This window comes from Streptomyces sp. NPDC021562 (assembly GCF_040640875.1).
In the GTDB taxonomy this organism is placed as follows: domain Bacteria; phylum Actinomycetota; class Actinomycetes; order Streptomycetales; family Streptomycetaceae; genus Streptomyces.
Genome location: NZ_JBFACN010000006.1, coordinates 56,089 through 74,848, shown reverse-complemented (window position 1 = coordinate 74,848; position 18,760 = coordinate 56,089). Strand labels below are relative to the sequence as shown.

At 71.3% G+C, this 18,760-nt stretch carries 17 protein-coding genes; 8 read left to right on the top strand and 9 right to left on the bottom strand.

Annotation, left to right across the window (positions count from 1 at the left end; all coding sequences use genetic code 11):
• Positions 1–13: 13 nt before the first annotated feature.
• The gene (locus tag AB0G52_RS11245; protein WP_132889427.1) at positions 14–1,300 is read right to left on the bottom strand and encodes an ion channel protein; all 1,287 of its coding nucleotides are present in this window, start codon (positions 1,298–1,300) and stop codon (positions 14–16) included.
• Between the two features lie 104 nt (positions 1,301–1,404).
• On the opposite strand from AB0G52_RS11245, the gene AB0G52_RS11240 reads away from it, so the two are divergent.
• Both AB0G52_RS11240 and AB0G52_RS11235 read left to right on the top strand, forming a co-directional pair.
• Entirely contained in the window at positions 1,405–2,166 is a 762-nt protein-coding gene (locus AB0G52_RS11240) for a MerR family transcriptional regulator (RefSeq protein WP_132889425.1), read from the top strand.
• Between the two features lie 161 nt (positions 2,167–2,327).
• Complete coding sequence (locus AB0G52_RS11235; RefSeq protein WP_361335913.1) at positions 2,328–3,200, top strand: VTT domain-containing protein; 873 nt, start codon at positions 2,328–2,330, stop codon at positions 3,198–3,200.
• A 105-nt stretch (positions 3,201–3,305) separates the two neighbouring features.
• On the opposite strand, the gene AB0G52_RS11230 is transcribed toward AB0G52_RS11235, so the two are convergent.
• The gene (locus AB0G52_RS11230; RefSeq protein WP_132889422.1) at positions 3,306–4,961 is read right to left on the bottom strand and encodes a threonine/serine exporter family protein; all 1,656 of its coding nucleotides are present in this window, start codon (positions 4,959–4,961) and stop codon (positions 3,306–3,308) included.
• Between the two features lie 129 nt (positions 4,962–5,090).
• The gene (locus tag AB0G52_RS11225) at positions 5,091–5,582 is read right to left on the bottom strand and encodes an inorganic diphosphatase (RefSeq protein ID WP_361336205.1); all 492 of its coding nucleotides are present in this window, start codon (positions 5,580–5,582) and stop codon (positions 5,091–5,093) included.
• A 79-nt stretch (positions 5,583–5,661) separates the two neighbouring features.
• On the opposite strand from AB0G52_RS11225, the gene dacB reads away from it, so the two are divergent.
• From dacB to folE, 6 genes are all read left to right on the top strand, one after another.
• The gene (gene dacB / locus AB0G52_RS11220) at positions 5,662–7,323 is read left to right on the top strand and encodes a D-alanyl-D-alanine carboxypeptidase/D-alanyl-D-alanine-endopeptidase (protein WP_361335909.1); all 1,662 of its coding nucleotides are present in this window, start codon (positions 5,662–5,664) and stop codon (positions 7,321–7,323) included.
• A 77-nt stretch (positions 7,324–7,400) separates the two neighbouring features.
• Positions 7,401–8,534, top strand: a complete 1,134-nt coding sequence (locus AB0G52_RS11215; RefSeq protein WP_132889421.1) for a zinc-dependent metalloprotease — start codon at positions 7,401–7,403, stop codon at positions 8,532–8,534.
• A 184-nt stretch (positions 8,535–8,718) separates the two neighbouring features.
• Positions 8,719–9,813: a tRNA lysidine(34) synthetase TilS gene (tilS, locus tag AB0G52_RS11210; RefSeq protein WP_132889419.1), complete on the top strand. Its 1,095-nt coding sequence runs from the start codon at positions 8,719–8,721 to the stop codon at positions 9,811–9,813.
• 65 nt (positions 9,814–9,878) lie between these two features.
• Positions 9,879–10,439 (top strand): hypoxanthine phosphoribosyltransferase, encoded by a 561-nt coding sequence (hpt, locus tag AB0G52_RS11205; RefSeq protein WP_046730905.1) that lies wholly within the window; start codon positions 9,879–9,881, stop codon positions 10,437–10,439.
• Positions 10,440–10,648: 209 nt separating this feature from the next.
• Positions 10,649–12,688: an ATP-dependent zinc metalloprotease FtsH gene (gene ftsH / locus AB0G52_RS11200; protein ID WP_132889417.1), complete on the top strand. Its 2,040-nt coding sequence runs from the start codon at positions 10,649–10,651 to the stop codon at positions 12,686–12,688.
• Between the two features lie 131 nt (positions 12,689–12,819).
• On the top strand, positions 12,820–13,425 hold the full coding sequence (gene folE, locus AB0G52_RS11195) for a GTP cyclohydrolase I FolE (protein ID WP_132889415.1): 606 nt from the start codon (positions 12,820–12,822) through the stop codon (positions 13,423–13,425).
• 12 nt (positions 13,426–13,437) lie between these two features.
• On the opposite strand, the gene AB0G52_RS11190 is transcribed toward folE, so the two are convergent.
• The 6 genes from AB0G52_RS11190 to AB0G52_RS11165 all read right to left on the bottom strand — a co-directional run bounded on the left by AB0G52_RS11190 (position 13,438) and on the right by AB0G52_RS11165 (position 18,587).
• Positions 13,438–13,926: a DUF3180 domain-containing protein gene (locus tag AB0G52_RS11190; protein ID WP_361335904.1), complete on the bottom strand. Its 489-nt coding sequence runs from the start codon at positions 13,924–13,926 to the stop codon at positions 13,438–13,440.
• A 50-nt stretch (positions 13,927–13,976) separates the two neighbouring features.
• A complete protein-coding gene (folK, locus tag AB0G52_RS11185; RefSeq protein ID WP_132889411.1) occupies positions 13,977–14,588 on the bottom strand; it encodes a 2-amino-4-hydroxy-6-hydroxymethyldihydropteridine diphosphokinase in 612 nt (203 codons plus the stop codon).
• Entirely contained in the window at positions 14,585–14,944 is a 360-nt protein-coding gene (gene folB, locus AB0G52_RS11180) for a dihydroneopterin aldolase (RefSeq protein ID WP_046730900.1), read from the bottom strand. Before folB ends, folK begins: the two co-directional genes overlap by 4 nt.
• A gap of 278 nt (positions 14,945–15,222) precedes the next feature.
• A complete protein-coding gene (locus tag AB0G52_RS11175; RefSeq protein WP_132889409.1) occupies positions 15,223–15,726 on the bottom strand; it encodes a nuclear transport factor 2 family protein in 504 nt (167 codons plus the stop codon).
• Positions 15,723–16,640: a dihydropteroate synthase gene (folP, locus tag AB0G52_RS11170; RefSeq protein ID WP_361335901.1), complete on the bottom strand. Its 918-nt coding sequence runs from the start codon at positions 16,638–16,640 to the stop codon at positions 15,723–15,725. Before folP ends, AB0G52_RS11175 begins: the two co-directional genes overlap by 4 nt.
• A 135-nt stretch (positions 16,641–16,775) precedes the next feature.
• Entirely contained in the window at positions 16,776–18,587 is a 1,812-nt protein-coding gene (locus AB0G52_RS11165) for a phosphatidylglycerol lysyltransferase domain-containing protein (RefSeq protein ID WP_361335898.1), read from the bottom strand.
• Between the last annotated feature and the right edge of the window lie 173 nt (positions 18,588–18,760).

The window sequence follows — 18,760 nt, the reverse complement described above, 5'->3', positions numbered from 1 at the left end:
TCGCTGCGCGTGATCAGCGCAGGGCGGTGCCGTCCGCCCGCAACTGCATTCTCGGCCGCCCGGTCACCAGCAGCCACGCGGGCAGCGACGCGATGCAGAGCAACACGATGATGCTCGGCGAGGCCACGAGTACCGCGGCCGTGAACAGACTCACCCAGCCCTGCCGGGTGATCGCCAACAGCATGCCCAGGACACCCGCCGCCACGCCCACCGACGGCTGGACGGCGGACACCAGGGCGTGGGCGCACAGCCCGAGGGCCGAGCCGATGAACACCGACGGGAAGATCCGGCCACCGCGGAAACCGCAGGAGGCGGCCACGGTCAGCGCGGCCAGCTTGACGACCGTCATCACGGCGAACTGCCCCGCCGACCAGCCCTCCGGGTCCTTCGCCAGCACCGCCACCTGGTCCAGCCCCTTGAAGAGCGTCAGCTGACCGCCCAGCGCCCCCAGCAGGCCCAGTACGAGCCCGCCGGCCGGGAGCGCCACCATGGGGTGCCCGAGGCGCCGGAAGGCGCCGTGGACGTACGGGAAGGCGCGGACGGCGCACATGCCGAGCAGCGCCGCCGCGGGGGCGATCACCAGGGCCGCCAGCAGATCGGGCCAGCGCGTCCTGCCGAGCGCGGGCAGCCCGAGGTCCAGGGTCGGACGGGCCAGCAGGTCGGTCGTCATCGCGCCCGCCGCGGCGGCCAGCAGCGGCCCGAAGAGGTTGTCCCACAGCGCGCCCTTCAGGGGCCTGCCGGCCAGCGCCTCGGAGATCACCAGGGCCGCCCCCACCGGTGTCCCGAACAGCGCGCCGAGCGTCGCCGCGTCGGCCAGCGCGGGCCACAGGGACCCCGGCAGCCGGGGCATCGCGAGCCGCCCCAGCCACAGCGCGAGCCCGACGTTGACGGCGATGAGCGGGTTCTCCGGACCGAGGCTCGGCCCGCCCGCCAGCATCAGCGCGGTCGCCAGCACCAGCCCCGGCAGCACGGCGGGCGGCAGCGCCACCGCCTCCAGGCCGAGGGTGGCCGGATCGGGCCCCGCGTGCCCGGGCACTTTCCACACCACCAGTCCCACCGCGATCCCGGTGGCGGTCAGCATCACCAGCACCCACAGCACCGAGTACCGTCCGATGCCGAGCGCGTCCGGGAGGTTGTTCCACAGCACGTGCTGCAGCCGGTCGGCCAGTGAGCTCACCAGCAGGAACAGCAGGCTGCTGCCGACCCCGACGGCGAGTGAGGGCAGGATCAGCGGCAGCAGGGCGCGCGCGGGGGCCGAGGGCGGGGTGGGGAGCGCCTGCTGCGCGGTGTCCTGGGCCACGCGCCCACCATAAGCGGGCAAAACCGACACAACATCCGGAACGGAAACGGGCTTGCACCTCACGTGGCGTGAGGATCCAGGGTGGAGCACGGAAAGGAGCGGACGTGAGCTACTCCGTCGGACAGGTCGCCGGGTTCACCGGCGTCACCGTGCGCACCCTGCACCACTACGACGAGATCGGCCTGCTGGTCCCGGGCGAACGCAGCCCCGCCGGACACCGGCGCTACGGCGACGCCGACCTCGACCGGCTGCAGCGGATCCTGTTCTACCGGGAGCTCGGCTTCCCGCTCGACGAGGTCGCGGCCCTGCTCGACGACCCGGACACGGACCCGCGCGCGCAGCTGCGCCGCCAGCACGACCTGCTGACCGCCCGGATCGAGAAGCTGCGGAAGATGGCCGAGGCCGTGGAACACGCCATGGAGGCACGCAGAATGGGCATCAACCTCACCCCCGAGGAACGCTTCGAGGTCTTCGGCGACAAGGACCCCGGGCAGTACGCCGAGGAGGCCGAACAGCGCTGGGGCGGCACCGAGGCCTACGCCGAGTCGCAGCGCCGCGCGGCCCGCTACACCAAGGCCGACTGGCAGCGGATGAAGGCCGAGGCCGACGACTGGGGCGCGCGTTACGCCGCCCTGGTGACCGCGGCCGAGCCGGCGGCCGGCGAACGGGCCATGGACATGGCCGAGGAACACCGCCTGCACATCTCGCGGTGGTTCTACGACTGCCCGTACGCCATGCACCGCTGCCTGGCCGGGATGTACGTCGCCGACGAACGCTTCAAGGCGTTCTACGACGCGATGGCCCCGGGCCTCGCCGCACACCTGAAGGAGGCGATCGAGGCGAACGCGACCCGGCACGCGGCGTGATCCCGGGGGCCGCCGACGGCGGCCCACAGCTTCTTGCTGGTCGGCGCACAGTGCATCCAGGTTCCACCGGTGGAACCTGGGGCGGACACATTACGTTGATAGGTTTGTGCGCCCGCACACGGATCTCGACGTGTCCTCATCCCACAGGAGCCCGGAACGTTATGACGCTCGCCCTCGGCCCGAGTTGGCTGGATCCGAACACCCTGCTCGACTCGTTCGGCATCTGGGGCCTGCTCCTGGTCGTCTTCGCCGAGTCCGGGCTGCTGATCGGTTTCTTCCTGCCGGGCGACTCCCTGCTGTTCACCTGCGGCCTGCTGATCACCTCGCACCAGCTGCACTTCCCGCTGTGGGGTGCCATCGCGCTGATCTGCCTGGCCGCCGTCCTCGGTGACCAGGCGGGTTACATGTTCGGCAAGAAGGTCGGCCCGTCGCTCTTCAACCGCCCTGACTCCCGCCTGTTCAAGCAGGAGAACGTCGCGAAGGCGCACGAGTTCTTCGAGAAGCACGGCCCGAAGTCCCTGATCCTGGCCCGCTTCGTGCCGGTGATCCGCACGTTCACGCCGATCATCGCCGGCGTCAGCGGCATGGCGTACCGCTCGTTCCTGACGTTCAACGTCATCGGTGGCGTCCTGTGGGGCGCCGGCGTCACCCTGCTCGGCTCCTGGCTCGGCAAGATCGACGTCGTCAAGAACAACATCGAGGCGATCCTGATCCTGATCGTCCTCATCTCGGTGGTCCCGATCGTCATCGAGTTCCTGCGGGCCCGCTCCAAGGGGAAGAAGGAGGCGGCGGCCCCGCCCGCTCCGCCGGAGCACCAGTTCCAGCCCTTCCAGCAGCAGTACCCGCAGGCCCCGGTGATGGACGACGCCACCACCCGCCTCCGCAGGATCGAGCCGACGTACGAGCAGCCGCAGTACGGCCGGCCGCAGCAGCAGCCCCAGTACGGGCAGCAGCAGTACTACGACCAGAACGGCTACTACAACGAGCAGCAGCAGTACCCGTACACCGAGGAACAGCAGTACCGGGCCCCGTGAGCTGAAGCGCCCCGTAGAGGCGCTGGGAACTGCGCGACAAGCCACGACGCACCCGCACCCGTACCCGCCCACCGCCGACGCACCCCATCGACCCCACCGACGGCGTCAGAACCCCCTGGTCCGCTTGGCGGCCCGCCGCTTCCCCGCGAACCCCAGCCGCAGCCCCAGCCGCGAGATCTCCGACCCCAGATTGACCCCGATGGCGATGGCCATGGCGAGCGACGCCGCCTTGGCCAGCGACACCAGCCCCTTGTCGACGTGGTTCTGGGCCATCGACAGCAGCCCGAAGTACGTGGCCGACCCCGGCAGCAGCGGCCCGATCGCCGCCGTCGTGTACGGCAGCGCGGACGCGAACCGGTACCGCGACAGCAATTGCCCGAACAGGCCCACGAGCCCGGCCGCGACGGCCGTGGAGGCGACCGGCGAGATCTTGCCGGTGTCGTGCATCGCGCCGTAGACGGACCAGGCCACACCGCCGTTGAGGGTCACCGCCAGCACGGTGGACCGTTCCTGCTGGAGCAGGACGGCGAAGGTCAGCGACAGCACCATCGACGCGGCGATCTGCACGTACGGCCGTTCGGAGCCGATCAGCGTCGCGTCCGGATTGAGCCGGCCGCCCAGCTTCACGCCGAAGTACAGCACGGTCAGCACCCCGGTGACGATGCCGACGAAGAAGTACATGACCTCCAGCAGCCGCGCCGAGGCGGTGATGTAGAAGCCGGTCAGCCCGTCCTGGACGCCCGCGACCAGCGCCCGCCCGGGCAGCAGCGCGAACAGCCCACCGGTGACCACCGCGGACGCCGCGACGTCCACGTGGGCGAGCGAGAACGCGATCCCGATCGCGGCCGGCGGCATCGCCGCGATCATGAACTGGTAGAACTCCGGCAGCCCCCGCCCCGCGCACAGCCACGCCAGCCGGTCGCCGAGCATCGCGCCCACCGCGGCGGCCACGAACACCAGGAGGTCGCCGCCGACCAGCACGGAGGCGGCCCCGGCGAGCAGCCCGCTCGCGCCGGTCAGTGCCCAGCCGGGGTACGGGTGCCGGTTGCGGCGGATCTCCGCGAGCCGCCGGTAGGCCTCCTCCAGGGACACATGGGTCTCGGGGTCGGTGAGGTCGTCCACGAGCCGGAAGACGGCCGCCAGGCGCGTGTAGTCCGTCCCGCGCCGCCGTACGGTCCGGGAGGCGGTCACCGGGTCGTCGACGAGCGAGGGCTGGTAGGAGATCGCCAGCAGGGTGAACGTCACGTTCGGCTCGCACCGGTCGAGGCCGTAGGAGCGGCAGACCGCGAACATCGCCGCCTCCACGTCCTCCGCGCCCTCACCGCCCGCCAGCAGCAGCTCCCCGATACGCAGCGTCAGGTCGAGCACGCGCGGGACGGCGGGACCGCCGTCCTCGACCTTCTGCACCGGCTCCGGCGCCGGCCGCTCGGCCACCGGCATGCGCAGCATCGTGCGCATCCGGTCCTGCCAGGGCGCGTCCTTCACCAGGCTGACCGCGGGAAAACCGGAGGCGGGGGTGAAGGCGGCCGGGGCGTCGTAGGCGCTGTAGGTGCTCGGCACGCTGAACGCCGAGCCCTCCGGCTCGCCGGCCGCAGGATGCGGCGCCTGGAAGCCCTCCGGCACCGCGAACTCGGACGTCGTCTCCGGCTCGGTGCCGGTTTCCGGGACCGCGATGCCCGCCGGGACGGCGAACTCCGACGTGATCTCCGGGTCGTACCGCGCCTCGTCCGACCTGGGCTTGCGGTCCTCCGCCTCCGTCACTGCCGTATTGCTCCCTGAACGACATCGCTACCTACGCCTCAGTATGCGCACTGCCCCCCAGGAGGCACGAAAAACGGGCCGCACACGCGCGTGTGCGGCCCGTTCTCCCAGCTGGGATGCGGGGGAGTCTCAGTGACCGCCCTGCTCCTTGAAGCGCTTGTAGGACCGCTCGATCTCGACCTCGGCGTCGGCGCGGCCGACCCAGTTGGCGCCCTCGACGGACTTGCCGGGCTCCAGGTCCTTGTAGACCTCGAAGAAGTGCTGGATCTCCAGGCGGTCGAACTCCGACACGTGGTGGATGTCGCGCAGGTGCTCCACACGCGGGTCGGTGGCCGGGACGCACAGCAGCTTGTCGTCGCCGCCGGCCTCGTCCGTCATCCGGAACATGCCGATCGTGCGGCACTTGATGAGGCAGCCCGGGAACGTGGGCTCGTCCAGGATGACCAGCGCGTCCAGCGGGTCGCCGTCCTCGCCGAGGGTGTTCTCGACGAAGCCGTAGTCGGTCGGGTAGGCGGTCGAGGTGAAGAGACGACGGTCCAGGCGGATCCGACCGGTCTCGTGGTCCACCTCGTACTTGTTCCGCGAACCCTTCGGGATCTCGATCGTGACGTCGAACTCCACCGGTGGCTCCTCCATGATCAACACATAGTTCTGGTGATTAAGTGTCCCTCACGCTGGTGTGTGATCGCGAAAGGGGCTGGTGGTCGTGCCAGAGCTGAGGCCTTGGCAGGCCGCGAAACCGCGGGTGCGCAGGCTCGCGGCCGCTGTGCGACCGGGTCTGCAACGCTGGACGGCCGCCACGAAGCCGCAGGTCACACGCCTGAGGCAGGCCGTGGAACCACAGCTCGCCCGGCTCAAGCGCGCGACCGGACCCCGGCCGGCCGGTCTGGTCCGCCCCCCTCGTCCTCGGACCCTCAGGACCTGGCAGTACACCGCGGGCGCCACCACGGCCGGGCTCGCGCTGGCCGCCGGTGTGGCGACCGCGGCGGGCCCCTGGGACGCCAACGGTCAGCGTACGGCCGAGCGGGACCGGGCGGCCGCCCTCCAGCGGCCGGGTGGCGCAGATCACGGCACCGGATCCGGCACCGCCGGCTCGGACCCCGGGGCCGCCCCGAGTGCCGGTCCCGTCCTGACGGGACTGGGCGGCGGCACCGACACCGTGAAGTCGGCGCCCACCGCGGGCTCCACCCAGAACCCCGCCGGGATCTCCCCGGCGGCCCTCAAGGGCGTCCTGGGGCCCCTCCTGGACGCCCCTGAGCTCGGCAGCACCCGCACCGCCGTCGTCCTCGACGTGGCCACTGGGAAACGCCTCTACGCCGAAGGCGCCGACACGGGGATGACCCCCGCCTCCACCACGAAGATCGCCACGGCGGTCGCCGCCCTGTCCGCCCTCGGCCCCGACCACCGCTTCACCACCCGCGCGGTCCTCGAACCCGGCACCAGGCAGGTCGTCCTGATCGGCGGCGGCGACCCGACCCTCACCGCCCGCCGGGACCCCGGCGACTGGGCCAGCCTGCGCACCCTCGCCACCGAGACGGCGAAATCCCTGTCCGCGCGAGGCATCGAACAGGTCACGCTGTCCTACGACACCTCGCTCTACACCGGCCCCGACCTGCACCCCATCGGCGTCAACGAGAACCTCGCGCGCGTGAGCCCCCTCATGGCCGACCAGGCCCGCACCGACGGCTCCACCAGCGGCCCCGCGCGCCGGGCGGCCGACCCGGCGGCCGACGCGGCACAGAAGTTCGCCGGATTCCTGGCCGACGCCGGTATCAGGACCTCGGGCCCCGGCACGGCCAAGGCGAGCCGCCGGGCCGCCACCCTCGCCACCGTCGCCTCGCCGCCGCTGTCCGCGGTCGTCGAGCGCATGCTCACCTACAGCGACAACGACATCGCCGAGGCCCTGGCCCGCCAGACCGCCCTGGCCGTCGGCAAACCGGCCGGCTTCGACGGCGGAGCGGCGGCCGTCGAAGCCCGGCTGACCCGGCTGGGCCTGCCGATGACCGGCGCCTCCTTCCACGACGGCAGCGGCCTGAACCGGGACGACCGGCTGACCGCGGACCTCCTCACCGCGCTGCTCGCCAAGGCCGCCGACGCCGACCAGCCGGGCTTGCGCGCGGTCCTCACCGGCCTGCCCGTGGCCCACTTCACGGGCACCCTGACCAGCCGCTACACGGACGGCGCGGCAGGCGTCGTACGCGCCAAGACCGGCACCCTGACCGGCGTCAACACGCTGGCGGGCACCCTCGTCGACCGGGACGGCCGGCTGCTGGCCTTCGCCTTCCTGACCGCGGACACGACGAATCCGCACGAGGCCCAGGCGGCCCTGGACCGCACGGCCACCGCCCTGGCCGGGCTGTAGGGCCCCCGCACCGCCGGCTCCGGTCCCGGCGGTCGCACGGCCTGCCCCAAGGGGGAGCGCTAACGTACGGTTGACGCATGACGAGCATCGGTGGCGCTGCTTCTTCTGGGATGGTCGACTGGAATCTCGCGGTGGCGACCGCGACCCGGCTCGTGCGGCCGGGACCCGAGGTGAGCCGCGACGAGGCCCGGGCCATCGTCGCGGAGCTGCGACGACACGCGAAAGCCTCGGAGGAACACGTCCGGGGCTTCACTCGTATGGGGACCGACGACGTCCACGACACCCCCGTCCTGGTGGTGGACCGGCCCGGCTGGGTCAAGGCGAACGTCGCCGGCTTCCGCGAACTGCTCAAACCCCTGCTCGACAAGATGCAGGAGCGCCGCTCCGGCACCCCGGGCGGCGCGGTCCTCGGCGCCGTCGGCGGCAAGGTCACCGGCGTGGAACTCGGCATGCTGCTGTCGTTCCTGTCCTCCCGGGTCCTCGGCCAGTACGAGACCTTCGCCCCCGCCTCCCGCGACCTCCCGGCGGACGAGAACGGCGGCGGCCGGCTGCTGCTCGTCGCCCCGAACATCGTCCACGTGGAGCGCGAACTCGACGTCCAGCCCCACGACTTCCGCCTGTGGGTGTGCCTGCACGAGGAGACCCACCGCACCCAGTTCACGGCCGTGCCCTGGCTGCGGGCCCACCTGGAAGGTGAGATCCAGGCGTTCCTGTCGGAGACCGACGTCGACCCGATGACCGTCCTCGAACGCGTCCGGGACGCCGCCCAGTCGCTGGCGGGCGGGCGGCCCGAGGCCGAGGAGGACGACGGCGGACGGTCGTTCGTCGAACTGGTGCAGACCCCGGCCCAGCGTGAGATCCTCGGCCGGCTCACCGCCGTCATGTCCCTGCTCGAAGGGCACGCCGACTTCGTCATGGACGGCGTCGGACCGGCCGTCGTGCCGACCGTCGCGGAGATCCGCGAGAAGTTCCAGCAGCGGCGCGCCAAGGGCGCCTCCCGGCTCGACATGACCCTGCGCAAGCTGCTCGGCCTGGACGCCAAGCTCCGCCAGTACCGGGACGGCGAGCGCTTCGTGCGGGGCGTCGTCGACCAGGTCGGCATGGACGGCTTCAACCGGGTGTGGACCTCCCCGAACACGCTGCCGACCAAGGCGGAGATCGCCAAACCGGCGGACTGGGTCGCGCGGGTGCACCGCAAGGCCGACTCGTGAACCGGGGGGCGTCCGGTGAGCCGGATCCGGCAGGCGAACGCCCCTTCAATCACCCGTCCGAGGGACCGTGAGCGATGGGTAGGCGTGCGATGCTCGGGGAACGCCCTGTTTCTGTCACCATCTACACACTCTGAGTGACCGATCTCGGGCTCACCCCCCGAAAACTTCATGAAGGGAACCGGACATGGGTCCCCATCCTGCGGTCGCGGCGATACGCCTGGCGGTCCGCCGCGTCCTCCACGACATCCTCACCGACCAGAGCCGCCTCAGCCGTACCGCCGGCGAACGCACCGGCGGGCGCATCACCGCGCGCCTCGCCCGCCCCTACGGCGACATCCCGGAGCAGACACCGAACGAGCGGACCCCCTCCCCGCTCGTCCTCGTGGCATGTTCCGGCGGGGCCGACTCCATGGCGCTCGCCTCCGCCCTCGCCTTCGAGGCCCCCAAACTCGGCGTCCGCGCGGGCGGCATCACCGTCGACCACGGGCTGCAGCCCGGCTCCGACCTGCGGGCCGAGGAAGTCGTCCTGAGACTGCGCGAGCTGGGCCTCGACCCGGTCGAGGCCATCACCGTGACCGTCGGCCGCGACGGCGGACCCGAGGCCGCCGCCCGCGACGCCCGCTACGCGGCCCTGGACGCCGCCCTGGAGCGCCACGGCGGCACCGCGATCCTGCTCGGCCACACCAGGGACGACCAGGCCGAGACCGTCCTGCTGGGCCTCGCCCGCGGCTCCGGCATCCGCTCGCTGTCCGGGATGGCCGCGGTCTCGGGGGCCGACGGCCGTTACCGGCGCCCCTTCCTCCAGCTGGACCGGCAGACCGCCCGCAAGGCCTGCATGGTCCAGGCCCTGCCCGTCTGGGACGATCCTCACAACGCGGACCCGGCGTACACCCGCTCCCGGCTCCGCCACGAGGGGCTTCCCGCGCTGGAGAAGGCGCTCGGCAAGGGAGTCGTCGAGGCCCTCGCCCGCACCGCCCAGCTCTCCCGCGACGACGCCGACGCCCTCGACACCTGGGCCAGCCAGGCCGAGGCCTCCGTACGGGACGCCACGGGCATGCTGGAGTGCGCGAAGCTCTACGCCCTGCCGCCCGCCGTCCGGCGCCGCATCCTGCGCCGCGCGGCCATCGAGGCGGGCGCCCCGGCCGGTTCCCTGTTCGCCCGGCACATCGAGGAAGTCGACCGCCTCATCACCGGCTGGCGCGGCCAGGGGGCCATCAATCTCCCCGGCAAAGTCGTCGCCCGGCGGCAGGGTGGCAGACTGGTGATTCGGCAAGGCTGAATCCCGACCTCCCGGAGAGCTCCTCCGGCGGGTGGGTAGGCCGGTGGGACGACCGACCGAAAGTGATGCGGGTGGACGCGAAAGACATGGGTGCCGACCTCCAGCAGGTGCTCATCACCAAAGAAGAGATCGACGCGAAGCTGGCCGAGCTGGCCGCGAAGATCGACGCGGAGTACGCGGGCAAGGACCTGCTCATCGTCGGCGTCCTCAAGGGCGCCGTGATGGTCATGGCGGACCTCGCCCGGGCGCTGTCCACCCCCGTCACCATGGACTGGATGGCCGTGTCCTCGTACGGCGCGGGCACCCAGTCCTCCGGCGTGGTGCGGATCCTCAAGGACCTCGACACCGACATCAAGGGCAAGCACGTCCTGATCGTCGAGGACATCATCGACTCCGGGCTGACCCTCTCCTGGCTGATCAACAACCTCGGCTCCCGGGAGCCCGAGACCCTGAAGATCTGCACCCTGCTGCGCAAGCCCGACGCGGCCAAGGTCGCCATCGACGTCGAGTGGGTCGGCTTCGACATCCCCAACGAGTTCGTCGTCGGCTACGGCCTCGACTACGCCGAGAAGTACCGCAACCTCCCGTTCGTCGGTACGCTCGCGCCCCACGTCTACGGCGGCTGAACCCCGGCTGATACGCCGGAGGGTCCACTTGCGTAAGACGATCGGGAACCCCAGCGGGTTTCGCGCCGTTGGAGCATGCAGAGACGGGTTCACCAGCCGTCGGAAGCAGCTTCGTGCGGCTTCGGGCCACCATGCTGGGGTACCGTCAGAAGAACTGTCTTATCAAACTCACTATGGCAGGAGGGACGGGGCGACACCGCTCCGTATGGATGGACGTGAAGCGATACTTCCGTGGGCCGGTCATGTGGATCGTGCTGGCCGTCCTTGCCGTGGTCGTGTTGATGCAGGTCGTCGGCTCGTCCGGCGGCTACAAGACGGTGGACACCGGCCAGGTCGTGGCGGCGATCAACGACAACAGGGTGGCATCGGCGAAGCTGACCACCGGTGACGAGCAGACCGTCAAGGTCACGCTCAAGAACGGCGAGAAGGTCGACGGCAGCTCGAAGATCCAGGCGAGCTACATCGGCGACCAGGGCGTGACCATCGCCAACACGCTGCAGACCAAGTACCAGGACAAGCAGATCCCCGACGGTTACACCGTCTCGCCGACCAAGCAGAACGCCTTCGTCGGCGTCCTGCTCTCCCTGCTCCCCTTCGTCCTCATCGTGGTCGTCTTCCTGTTCCTGATGAACCAGATGCAGGGCGGCGGCTCCCGGGTCATGAACTTCGGCAAGTCCAAGGCGAAGCTCATCACCAAGGACACCCCGAAGACGACCTTCGCGGACGTCGCGGGCTGCGACGAGGCCGTCGAGGAACTCCACGAGATCAAGGAGTTCCTCCAGGAGCCGGCCAAGTTCCAGGCCGTCGGCGCCAAGATCCCCAAGGGCGTACTCCTCTACGGCCGCCCCGGCACCGGCAAGACGCTGCTCGCGCGTGCCGTCGCCGGCGAGGCCGGAGTGCCCTTCTACTCGATCTCCGGTTCCGACTTCGTCGAGATGTTCGTCGGTGTCGGTGCCTCCCGAGTGCGTGACCTCTTCGAGCAGGCCAAGGCGAACGCCCCGGCGATCGTCTTCGTCGACGAGATCGACGCGGTCGGCCGCCACCGCGGCGCCGGCCTCGGCGGTGGTCACGACGAGCGCGAGCAGACCCTGAACCAGCTGCTCGTCGAGATGGACGGCTTCGACGTCAAGGGCGGTGTGATCCTCATCGCCGCGACGAACCGGCCCGACATCCTCGACCCGGCGCTGCTGCGCCCGGGCCGCTTCGACCGCCAGATCGCGGTCGACCCGCCGGACCTGCAGGGCCGTCTGGAGATCCTCAAGGTCCACCAGAAGGGCAAGCCGGTCGCGCCCGACGTCGACCTCGCGGCGGTCGCCCGCCGCACGCCGGGCTTCACCGGCGCGGACCTGTCGAACGTGCTGAACGAGGCGGCCCTGCTCACGGCCCGCAGCGACCGCAAGCTCATCGACAACCAGATGCTCGACGAGGCGATCGACCGGGTGGTCGCGGGCCCGCAGAAGCGGACCCGGATCATGTCGGACAAGGAGAAGAAGATCACCGCGTACCACGAGGGCGGACACGCCCTGGTCGCGGCGGCCTCCCCCAACTCCGACCCGGTCCACAAGATCACCATCCTGTCCCGCGGGCGCGCCCTCGGCTACACGATGGTCCTGCCGGACGAGGACAAGTACTCGACCACGCGCAACGAGATGCTCGACCAGCTCGCCTACATGCTGGGCGGCCGCGCGGCCGAGGAACTGGTCTTCCACGACCCGACCACGGGCGCCGCGAACGACATCGAGAAGGCCACGTCCACCGCTCGCGCGATGGTCACGCAGTACGGCATGACCGAGCGCCTCGGCGCGATCAAGTTCGGCGGCGACAACACCGAGCCCTTCCTCGGACGTGAGATGTCCCACCAGCGCGACTACTCGGAAGAGGTCGCCGCCCTGGTGGACGAGGAAGTCAAGAAGCTCATCGAGAACGCGCACAACGAGGCCTGGGAGATCCTGGTCGAGAACCGCGACGTCCTCGACAACCTCGTTCTCCAGCTCCTGGAGAAGGAGACCCTGGGCAAGGAGGAGATCGCCGAGATCTTCTCCGCCATCGTCAAGCGCCCGGCCCGGCCCGCCTGGACCGGTTCCTCCCGCCGTACGCCGTCCACCCGCCCGCCGGTGCTCTCCCCCAAGGAGCTCGCACTGACCAACGGGGCGAACGGCTCGACGCCGGCGATCAGCACGGTGAAGTCCACGGCGGCCGAGTCCGCCCCGGCGACCGAGCAGGCGCCGGAGGACCGGCCCGAGAGCTGACCCCACCGGCCCACCCGGCCCGGAATGGATGCCGCGCCCCCCAGGATCTAGCCTGGGGGCGCGGCATTTCGGTAATGCCTGCACATGAGGCGCGTGATCCACACGCGTACGGTTGAGGAACGAGGCATCAGATGACCGACCCCGTGACGCTGGACGGCGAGGGAACCATCGGCGAGTTCGACGAGAAACGCGCCGAGAACGCCGTACGCGAACTCCTGATCGCGGTCGGCGAGGACCCGGACCGAGAGGGTCTGAGGGAGACGCCGACGCGGGTGGCTCGGGCGTACCGGGAGATCTTCGCGGGGCTGTGGCAGAAGCCCGAGGACGTCCTGACCACCACGTTCGACATCGGCCACGACGAAATGGTGCTGGTGAAGGACATCGAGGTCTACAGCACCTGCGAGCATCACCTGGTCCCGTTCCGGGGCGTCGCCCATGTGGGGTACATCCCGGCGGAGAGCGGGAAGATCACGGGGCTGTCCAAGCTGGCCCGGCTGGTCGACGTCTACGCGCGCCGTCCTCAGGTGCAGGAACGTCTCACCACGCAGATCGCCGACTCCCTCATGAAGATCCTCGAGCCGCGAGGCGTGATCGTGGTCATCGAGTGCGAGCACATGTGCATGTCGATGCGGGGGATCCGCAAGCCCGGCGCGAAGACCATAACGTCGGCCGTGCGCGGCCAGCTCCGGGACGCGGCCACGCGCAACGAGGCGATGAGCCTCATCATGGCCCGCTGACCCCGGGCCGGGTCAGGCCACCGGCTCGGCTCCGCCGTGGTGGTTGTCGTCGTCCTCCGGGAGTCTGCAGACGCGCTCCAGGAAGAGGGCCGACGCTATGACGGCGATGCCCGCGACGACCGAGAAGGCGGCGTAGAGGGCCTGGTCGCGGCGGGTGGGGATGTCCAGGAGTTCCAGGAGGAAGAGGCCCGTGCCGCCGTACATGCCGGCGACCAGGGCCGCGACCAGGGCGCTGGCCTGGCCGAAGACGACCGCGCGGGCGGCCATCAGGGGGTCGACGCCCTTGGCGCCGGGGCGGCGCTCGCGCTGGGCCCTGAGCCGGGCGCGCAGCGAGAGCGCCGTGGAGAGCAGGACCACCGCGATCAGCGCCAGCACGATCGGGGCGGCCACCGGCACGCTGGGCAGGGTCCCCACCGAGTTCCACAGGCGGGCGCCCGCCCAGGACAGCACCGCCGCCACGACGAAGACGCCGGCCAGCACCCTGATCCGCAGCTCTTTCACTGTTTTCCTTCAGCTCCCCCGCAGCGATGTGGTCGTCTCGACCTTAACGACTACTCGGGCAGTCGGAGTTCCAGGTCCTCGCGCGCTGCCACGCCGTGCCGGGTGACCGCCGTCAGGAGGTCGGCGACCGAGCCGCGGCCGGGCAGCTGGGCCTCGGGGTCCACGTCGAACCAGGGCGCGAGCACGAAGGCGCGTTCGTGGGCGCGCGGGTGGGGGAGGGTGAGCCGCGGGTCGTCGGAGACGACGTCGGCGTACGCGACGATGTCGACGTCGAGGGTGCGCGGACCCCAGTGCTCGTCCCGCACCCGGTTGAACGCCTCCTCGATCGCGTGCGCCCGCTCCAGCAGGGAGGACGGCGGGAGGGTGGTCTTCAGCATGACGACCGCGTTGTAGTACGACGGCTGGCTGCCGGGCGCGACGCCCCACGGCTCCGTCTCGTACACCGGGGACACCGCCTTGATGCGGACGCCCGGGGTGTCCTCCAGGGCGTCGACGGCGCCCTGGAGGGTCTCCAGGCGGTTGCCGAGGTTGGAGCCGAGGGCGACCACGGCGCGTTTGGGGTTGGACAGGGTGGTGTCGGCGGCGTCGACCTGTTCGACGACGGAGGCGGGCACCGGCTGTACGGTCGGGTCGCTGGGCCCGCGCAGGGAGGATGCGGTCATACTCGGCTCCGGGTGATGGTGACGGTGACGTCGTCGAAGGGGACGGTGATGGGCGCGTCGGGCTTGTGGACGCAGACCTCGACCTCTCTTACCCCTTCGTGCTTCAGGCAGGCCTGGGCGATCCGCTCGGCGAGCGTCTCGATCAGGTTCACCGGCTCCCCCTCGACCACGGCGACGACCTCCTCGGCCACGATGCCGTAGTGCACGGTCTTCGCCAGGTCGTCGTCGGCCGCCGCGGGCCGGGTGTCCAGGCCCAGGACGAGGTCCACGAGGAAGGTCTGGCCCTCCTCGCGCTCCTTGGGGAAGACACCGTGGTGCCCACGGGCCCTCAGGCCGCGCAGCGCGACACGATCCACGCGAATCACTCCTGCAATCGTCGGTGACGGCGAGGTCGCGTCGCGTGCGGGCGACGGACCGGCCACACACGAATCTACCTGCGGGCACCGTCAGCACCGGGGTACGGAGCGGGCGCGTGCGCCGGGTGGGGCAGGGTTCACCGGGTGTTCTCCCTGGAGAACCCGGCGGCTCACGGGCCGGTCGCCGTGGCTACCGGCGAGTTCGTGATTCCAGCCACTTCTCGGCGCGGATGGGCCGCAGGGGTCGGTCCACGGGCGCGTCGCCGGGCGCGCCGGGGTCAGGAGGGCGTGTCCTCCTCCTCGTCCTCGTCGGTCTCGGAGAGCACCGGGGAGGCGTGGTGGGACCAGAGCTTCCAGCCGTCGTCGGTGCGCCGGAACACGTTCGTGGCGACGACCAGCTGACCGACCAGGGGTCCGAGTTCGTGGCTGCCCTCGGGCGCCGGGCCGCCGCTGAGGATGTTCTCGGTGCAGGTGACCAGGGCGGTGTCGCCGGTGACGGAGACGTGCACGTCGGTGAGGAAGAACTGGATGTAGTCGGTGTTCGCCATGATCAGCGCGTACGACCGCAGGACCTCGCCGCGGCCGGTCAGCACCGGCCAGCCGGGGTGTACGCAGGAGATCACGCCGGTGTCGGCGGGGTCGTGGTACTCCTCGTCGACGCCCAGGTCGGCGGGGGTGAGCCAGAGGCCGGAGACGGTCTCGAAGTCACCGCGCTCCAGTGCCTCGTAGAAGGCGGTGTTGGCGGCCTCGACGTGCTCGACGTCGGTGTGGGGGGCGCTCACCGGGCTCCCTCTGCGCGGTGGGGAGGGTTCTGCACGCCGGGCGCGGAGGTTGCCGCGCGCGCTCCCTCTATGGCGCGTGTGACGCGTACCGCGTCGGCCGTGGCACGGACCTCGTGCACGCGCACCGCCCACGCGCCGGCCTGCGCCGCGAGCGCGGAGACGGCGGCCGTGGCCGCGTCGCGCTCCCGGGCCGGCGGGGGCGCCCCCTCGGGTCCGGCGAGGACCCGGCCGAGGAACCGCTTGCGGGAGGCGGCGACGAGCAGGGGGTGGCCCAGGGCGTGCAGCCGGTCGAGGTGGGCGAGCAGGACCAGGTCGTGCTCGGAGTCCTTGGAGAAGCCCAGACCCGGGTCGACGACGATCCGGTCCGGGGAGACGCCGCCGGCGAGCACGGCGTCCACGCGCGCGTGCAGTTCGTCGAGGACCTCGATGACGACGTCGTCGTACACCCCCTTGACGTTGCCGCCCTCCAGGAAGCCGCGCCAGTGCATGACGACGAAGGGGGCGCCGGACTCGGCGACGACGGGGATCATGCCGGGGTCGGCGAGCCCGCCGCTGACGTCGTTGACGAGGGCGGCGCCGACGGCCAGGGCCTGCCGGGCGACGGAGGCGCGCATGGTGTCGACGGACACGACGACGCCTTCGGCGGCGAGGCCGCGGACGACGGGGACGACCCGGCGCAGTTCCTCGTCCTCGTCGACCCGGGTGGCTCCGGGGCGGGTGGACTCGCCGCCGACGTCGACCAGGTCGGCGCCCTCGTCCACGAGGGCGAGGCCGTGCTTGACGGCGGCCGTCGTGTCGAACCAGCGGCCGCCGTCGGAGAAGGAGTCGGGGGTCACGTTCACGACACCCATGACCGCGCACCGGTCCCATGCCGGAAGCCCTGTCACCTGGCCACGTCCGCTGTGGTTGTTCATACGTTCAGCGTAGGCCCAGGCCGGGCCCGGCAGCCCCGGTGGCCCGGGCGGAGCCCCTCCGGGCTGGAGGGGGAGGGGCTCCGCACGGGCCGGTCACGGGGTCGGGCCGGTCACGGGGTCGGGCCGGTCACGGGGTCAGGCCGCGCGGACGTCGCGTTCGGTGGCCTGGTGCGTGCACGGGCGGGCCGGCGCGGTGGTGCGGCGCAGGAAACGCGGGAGCGGGAGGGCGAGGTTGACGAAGCCCTCGGCCTGCATGGCGGCGAAGCCGATGCGCGGGAGGTCGCCGGGGGCCCGGTAGACCACGAAGCGCGGCTCCCAGCGCGGCTGGAACTTCGCGTTGAACTTGTACAGCGACTCGATCTGGAACCAGCGGGAGAGGAAGACCAGCAGGCCCCGCCAGGCGCGCAGCACCGGTCCCGCGCCGATCTTCTCGCCGCGGGCGAGCGCCGAGCGGAACATCGCGAAGTTGAGCGAGATCCGGGTGACGCCGAGTTTCGGGGCCGCCTGGAGGGCGGCCACGATGAGCAGTTCGTTCATGCCGGGGTCGGCCGAGCGGTCGCGGCGCATCAGGTCGAGGGAGACGCCGTCGGTGCCCCAGGGGACGAAGTGCAGGATCGCCTTGAGGTCGCCGTAGGGGCCGGGCTCCTCGTCGGTCTTGTGGGCGGTGGCGATCAGGCAGTCGCCGTCGGAGGGGTCGCCGATGCGTCCGAGGGCCATCGAGAAGCCGCGTTCGGTGTCGGTGCCCCGCCAGTCCTCCGCGGCCCGGCGGATGCGCTCCAGTTCGGCGTCGCCGAGGTCACGGATACGCCGTACCCGGGTTTCGTAGCCGGCTCGCTCGATGCGCTTGACCATCTGGCGCACGTTGCGCATCGCGCGTCCGGCGAGTGAGAAATCCGCCACGTCGACCACCGCCTCGTCGCCCAGTTCGAGGGCGTCAAGGCCGGTCTCGCGGGTCCACACCTCGCCGCCCGTCTCCGAGCAGCCCATGACGGCGGGGGTCCAGGAGTGGGCCTTGGCCTCGTCCATGAAGCGTTCGATGGCGCCGGGCCAGGCCTCGACGTCGCCGATCGGGTCGCCACTGGCGAGCATCACGCCGGAGACCACGCGGTAGGTGACCGCCGCCTTGCCGCTGGGCGAGAAGACGACCGCCTTGTCGCGGCGGAGCGCGAAGTGGCCGAGGGAGTCGCGGGCGCCGTGCTTCTCCAGGAGGGCGCGCAGCTGGGTCTCGTCCTGCTCGGTGAGGTGTGCGGCCGGGTGTTCGGGGCGGAACGCCAGGTAGATGGTGGTGACCGCGGTGATCAGGCCGAGCGCGCCGAGCGAGAAGGCGACCGTCCAGGAGGTGGAGCCCTCGTAGTCGACGGGGCCCTCGAAGCCGAACAGGCCGTACAGGACGTGCGTGAGGCGGTCGGCCAGGCTCGGGTCACCGATCGTGCGCTTGGGGTGGGCGCTGACGATGACCAGGCCGAGCGCGAGCGAGCCCGCGCCCATCAGGACGAAGTTGGCGAGCGCCCGCCACCGGCTGCGCGGGTCGGGCAGCGCCCTGAACTCGTCGCGGTGGATCACGAGGGGCACGAAGAGCGCCAGCGAGATGAGCACGCCGATGACGGAGTGCCGGTAGACGAACTGCGACACGGCGCCGGCCGGCAGCAGGACGACCGCGGCCCGCCAGGCCCGGCGCTTGCGCCGCTTGAGGCCGTGCGCGAGCAGCAGCAACAGCACGCCGACGCTGAGCGAGAGCGCGGCGGCGAACGGTCCGAGGGATCCGGGGAGCACCTCCGCGATGGCGTGCATACGGCTGTGCCGGAAGCGCGGGAACACGCCCGCCGCGATGTCCAGGACGCCCACGACGGCACACGCCCTGCCGACCAGGGCGGGGACGGCCTCCGGGCGGGGGCCGCGGACTATGCGCCGCGCCCGGCCTGATCGGCTCGGAACCTCGCTCGACAATTCCCCATCTATCCTGACAGACATCGCATCCCGTAGTTCTGCGAGAGACCTTGAACCCGGTGCCGATCGGGGCATCCGGCGACATTGCGCCCTCTAGGACGGTGTCTCGGGCGGAGAGGTTCACTCTCCACCGGAAAGCCGGTTCAAAGGACAGGGAAAGCCCGGGGCAAGCC

What these genes read in the sequence shown, in the direction of transcription:
- AB0G52_RS11235 (WP_361335913.1), top strand. Translation starts at nt 2,328, where the DNA reads ATGACGCTCGCCCTCGGCCCGAGTTGGCTGGATCCGAACACCCTGCTC.
- AB0G52_RS11215 (WP_132889421.1), top strand. Translation starts at nt 7,401, where the DNA reads ATGACGAGCATCGGTGGCGCTGCTTCTTCTGGGATGGTCGACTGGAAT.
- tilS (WP_132889419.1), top strand. Translation starts at nt 8,719, where the DNA reads ATGGGTCCCCATCCTGCGGTCGCGGCGATACGCCTGGCGGTCCGCCGC.
- hpt (WP_046730905.1), top strand. Translation starts at nt 9,879, where the DNA reads ATGCGGGTGGACGCGAAAGACATGGGTGCCGACCTCCAGCAGGTGCTC.
- ftsH (WP_132889417.1), top strand. Translation starts at nt 10,649, where the DNA reads ATGGACGTGAAGCGATACTTCCGTGGGCCGGTCATGTGGATCGTGCTG.
- folE (WP_132889415.1), top strand. Translation starts at nt 12,820, where the DNA reads ATGACCGACCCCGTGACGCTGGACGGCGAGGGAACCATCGGCGAGTTC.
- folK (WP_132889411.1), bottom strand. Translation starts at nt 14,588, where the DNA reads ATGACCGCATCCTCCCTGCGCGGGCCCAGCGACCCGACCGTACAGCCG.
- folP (WP_361335901.1), bottom strand. Translation starts at nt 16,640, where the DNA reads ATGAACAACCACAGCGGACGTGGCCAGGTGACAGGGCTTCCGGCATGG.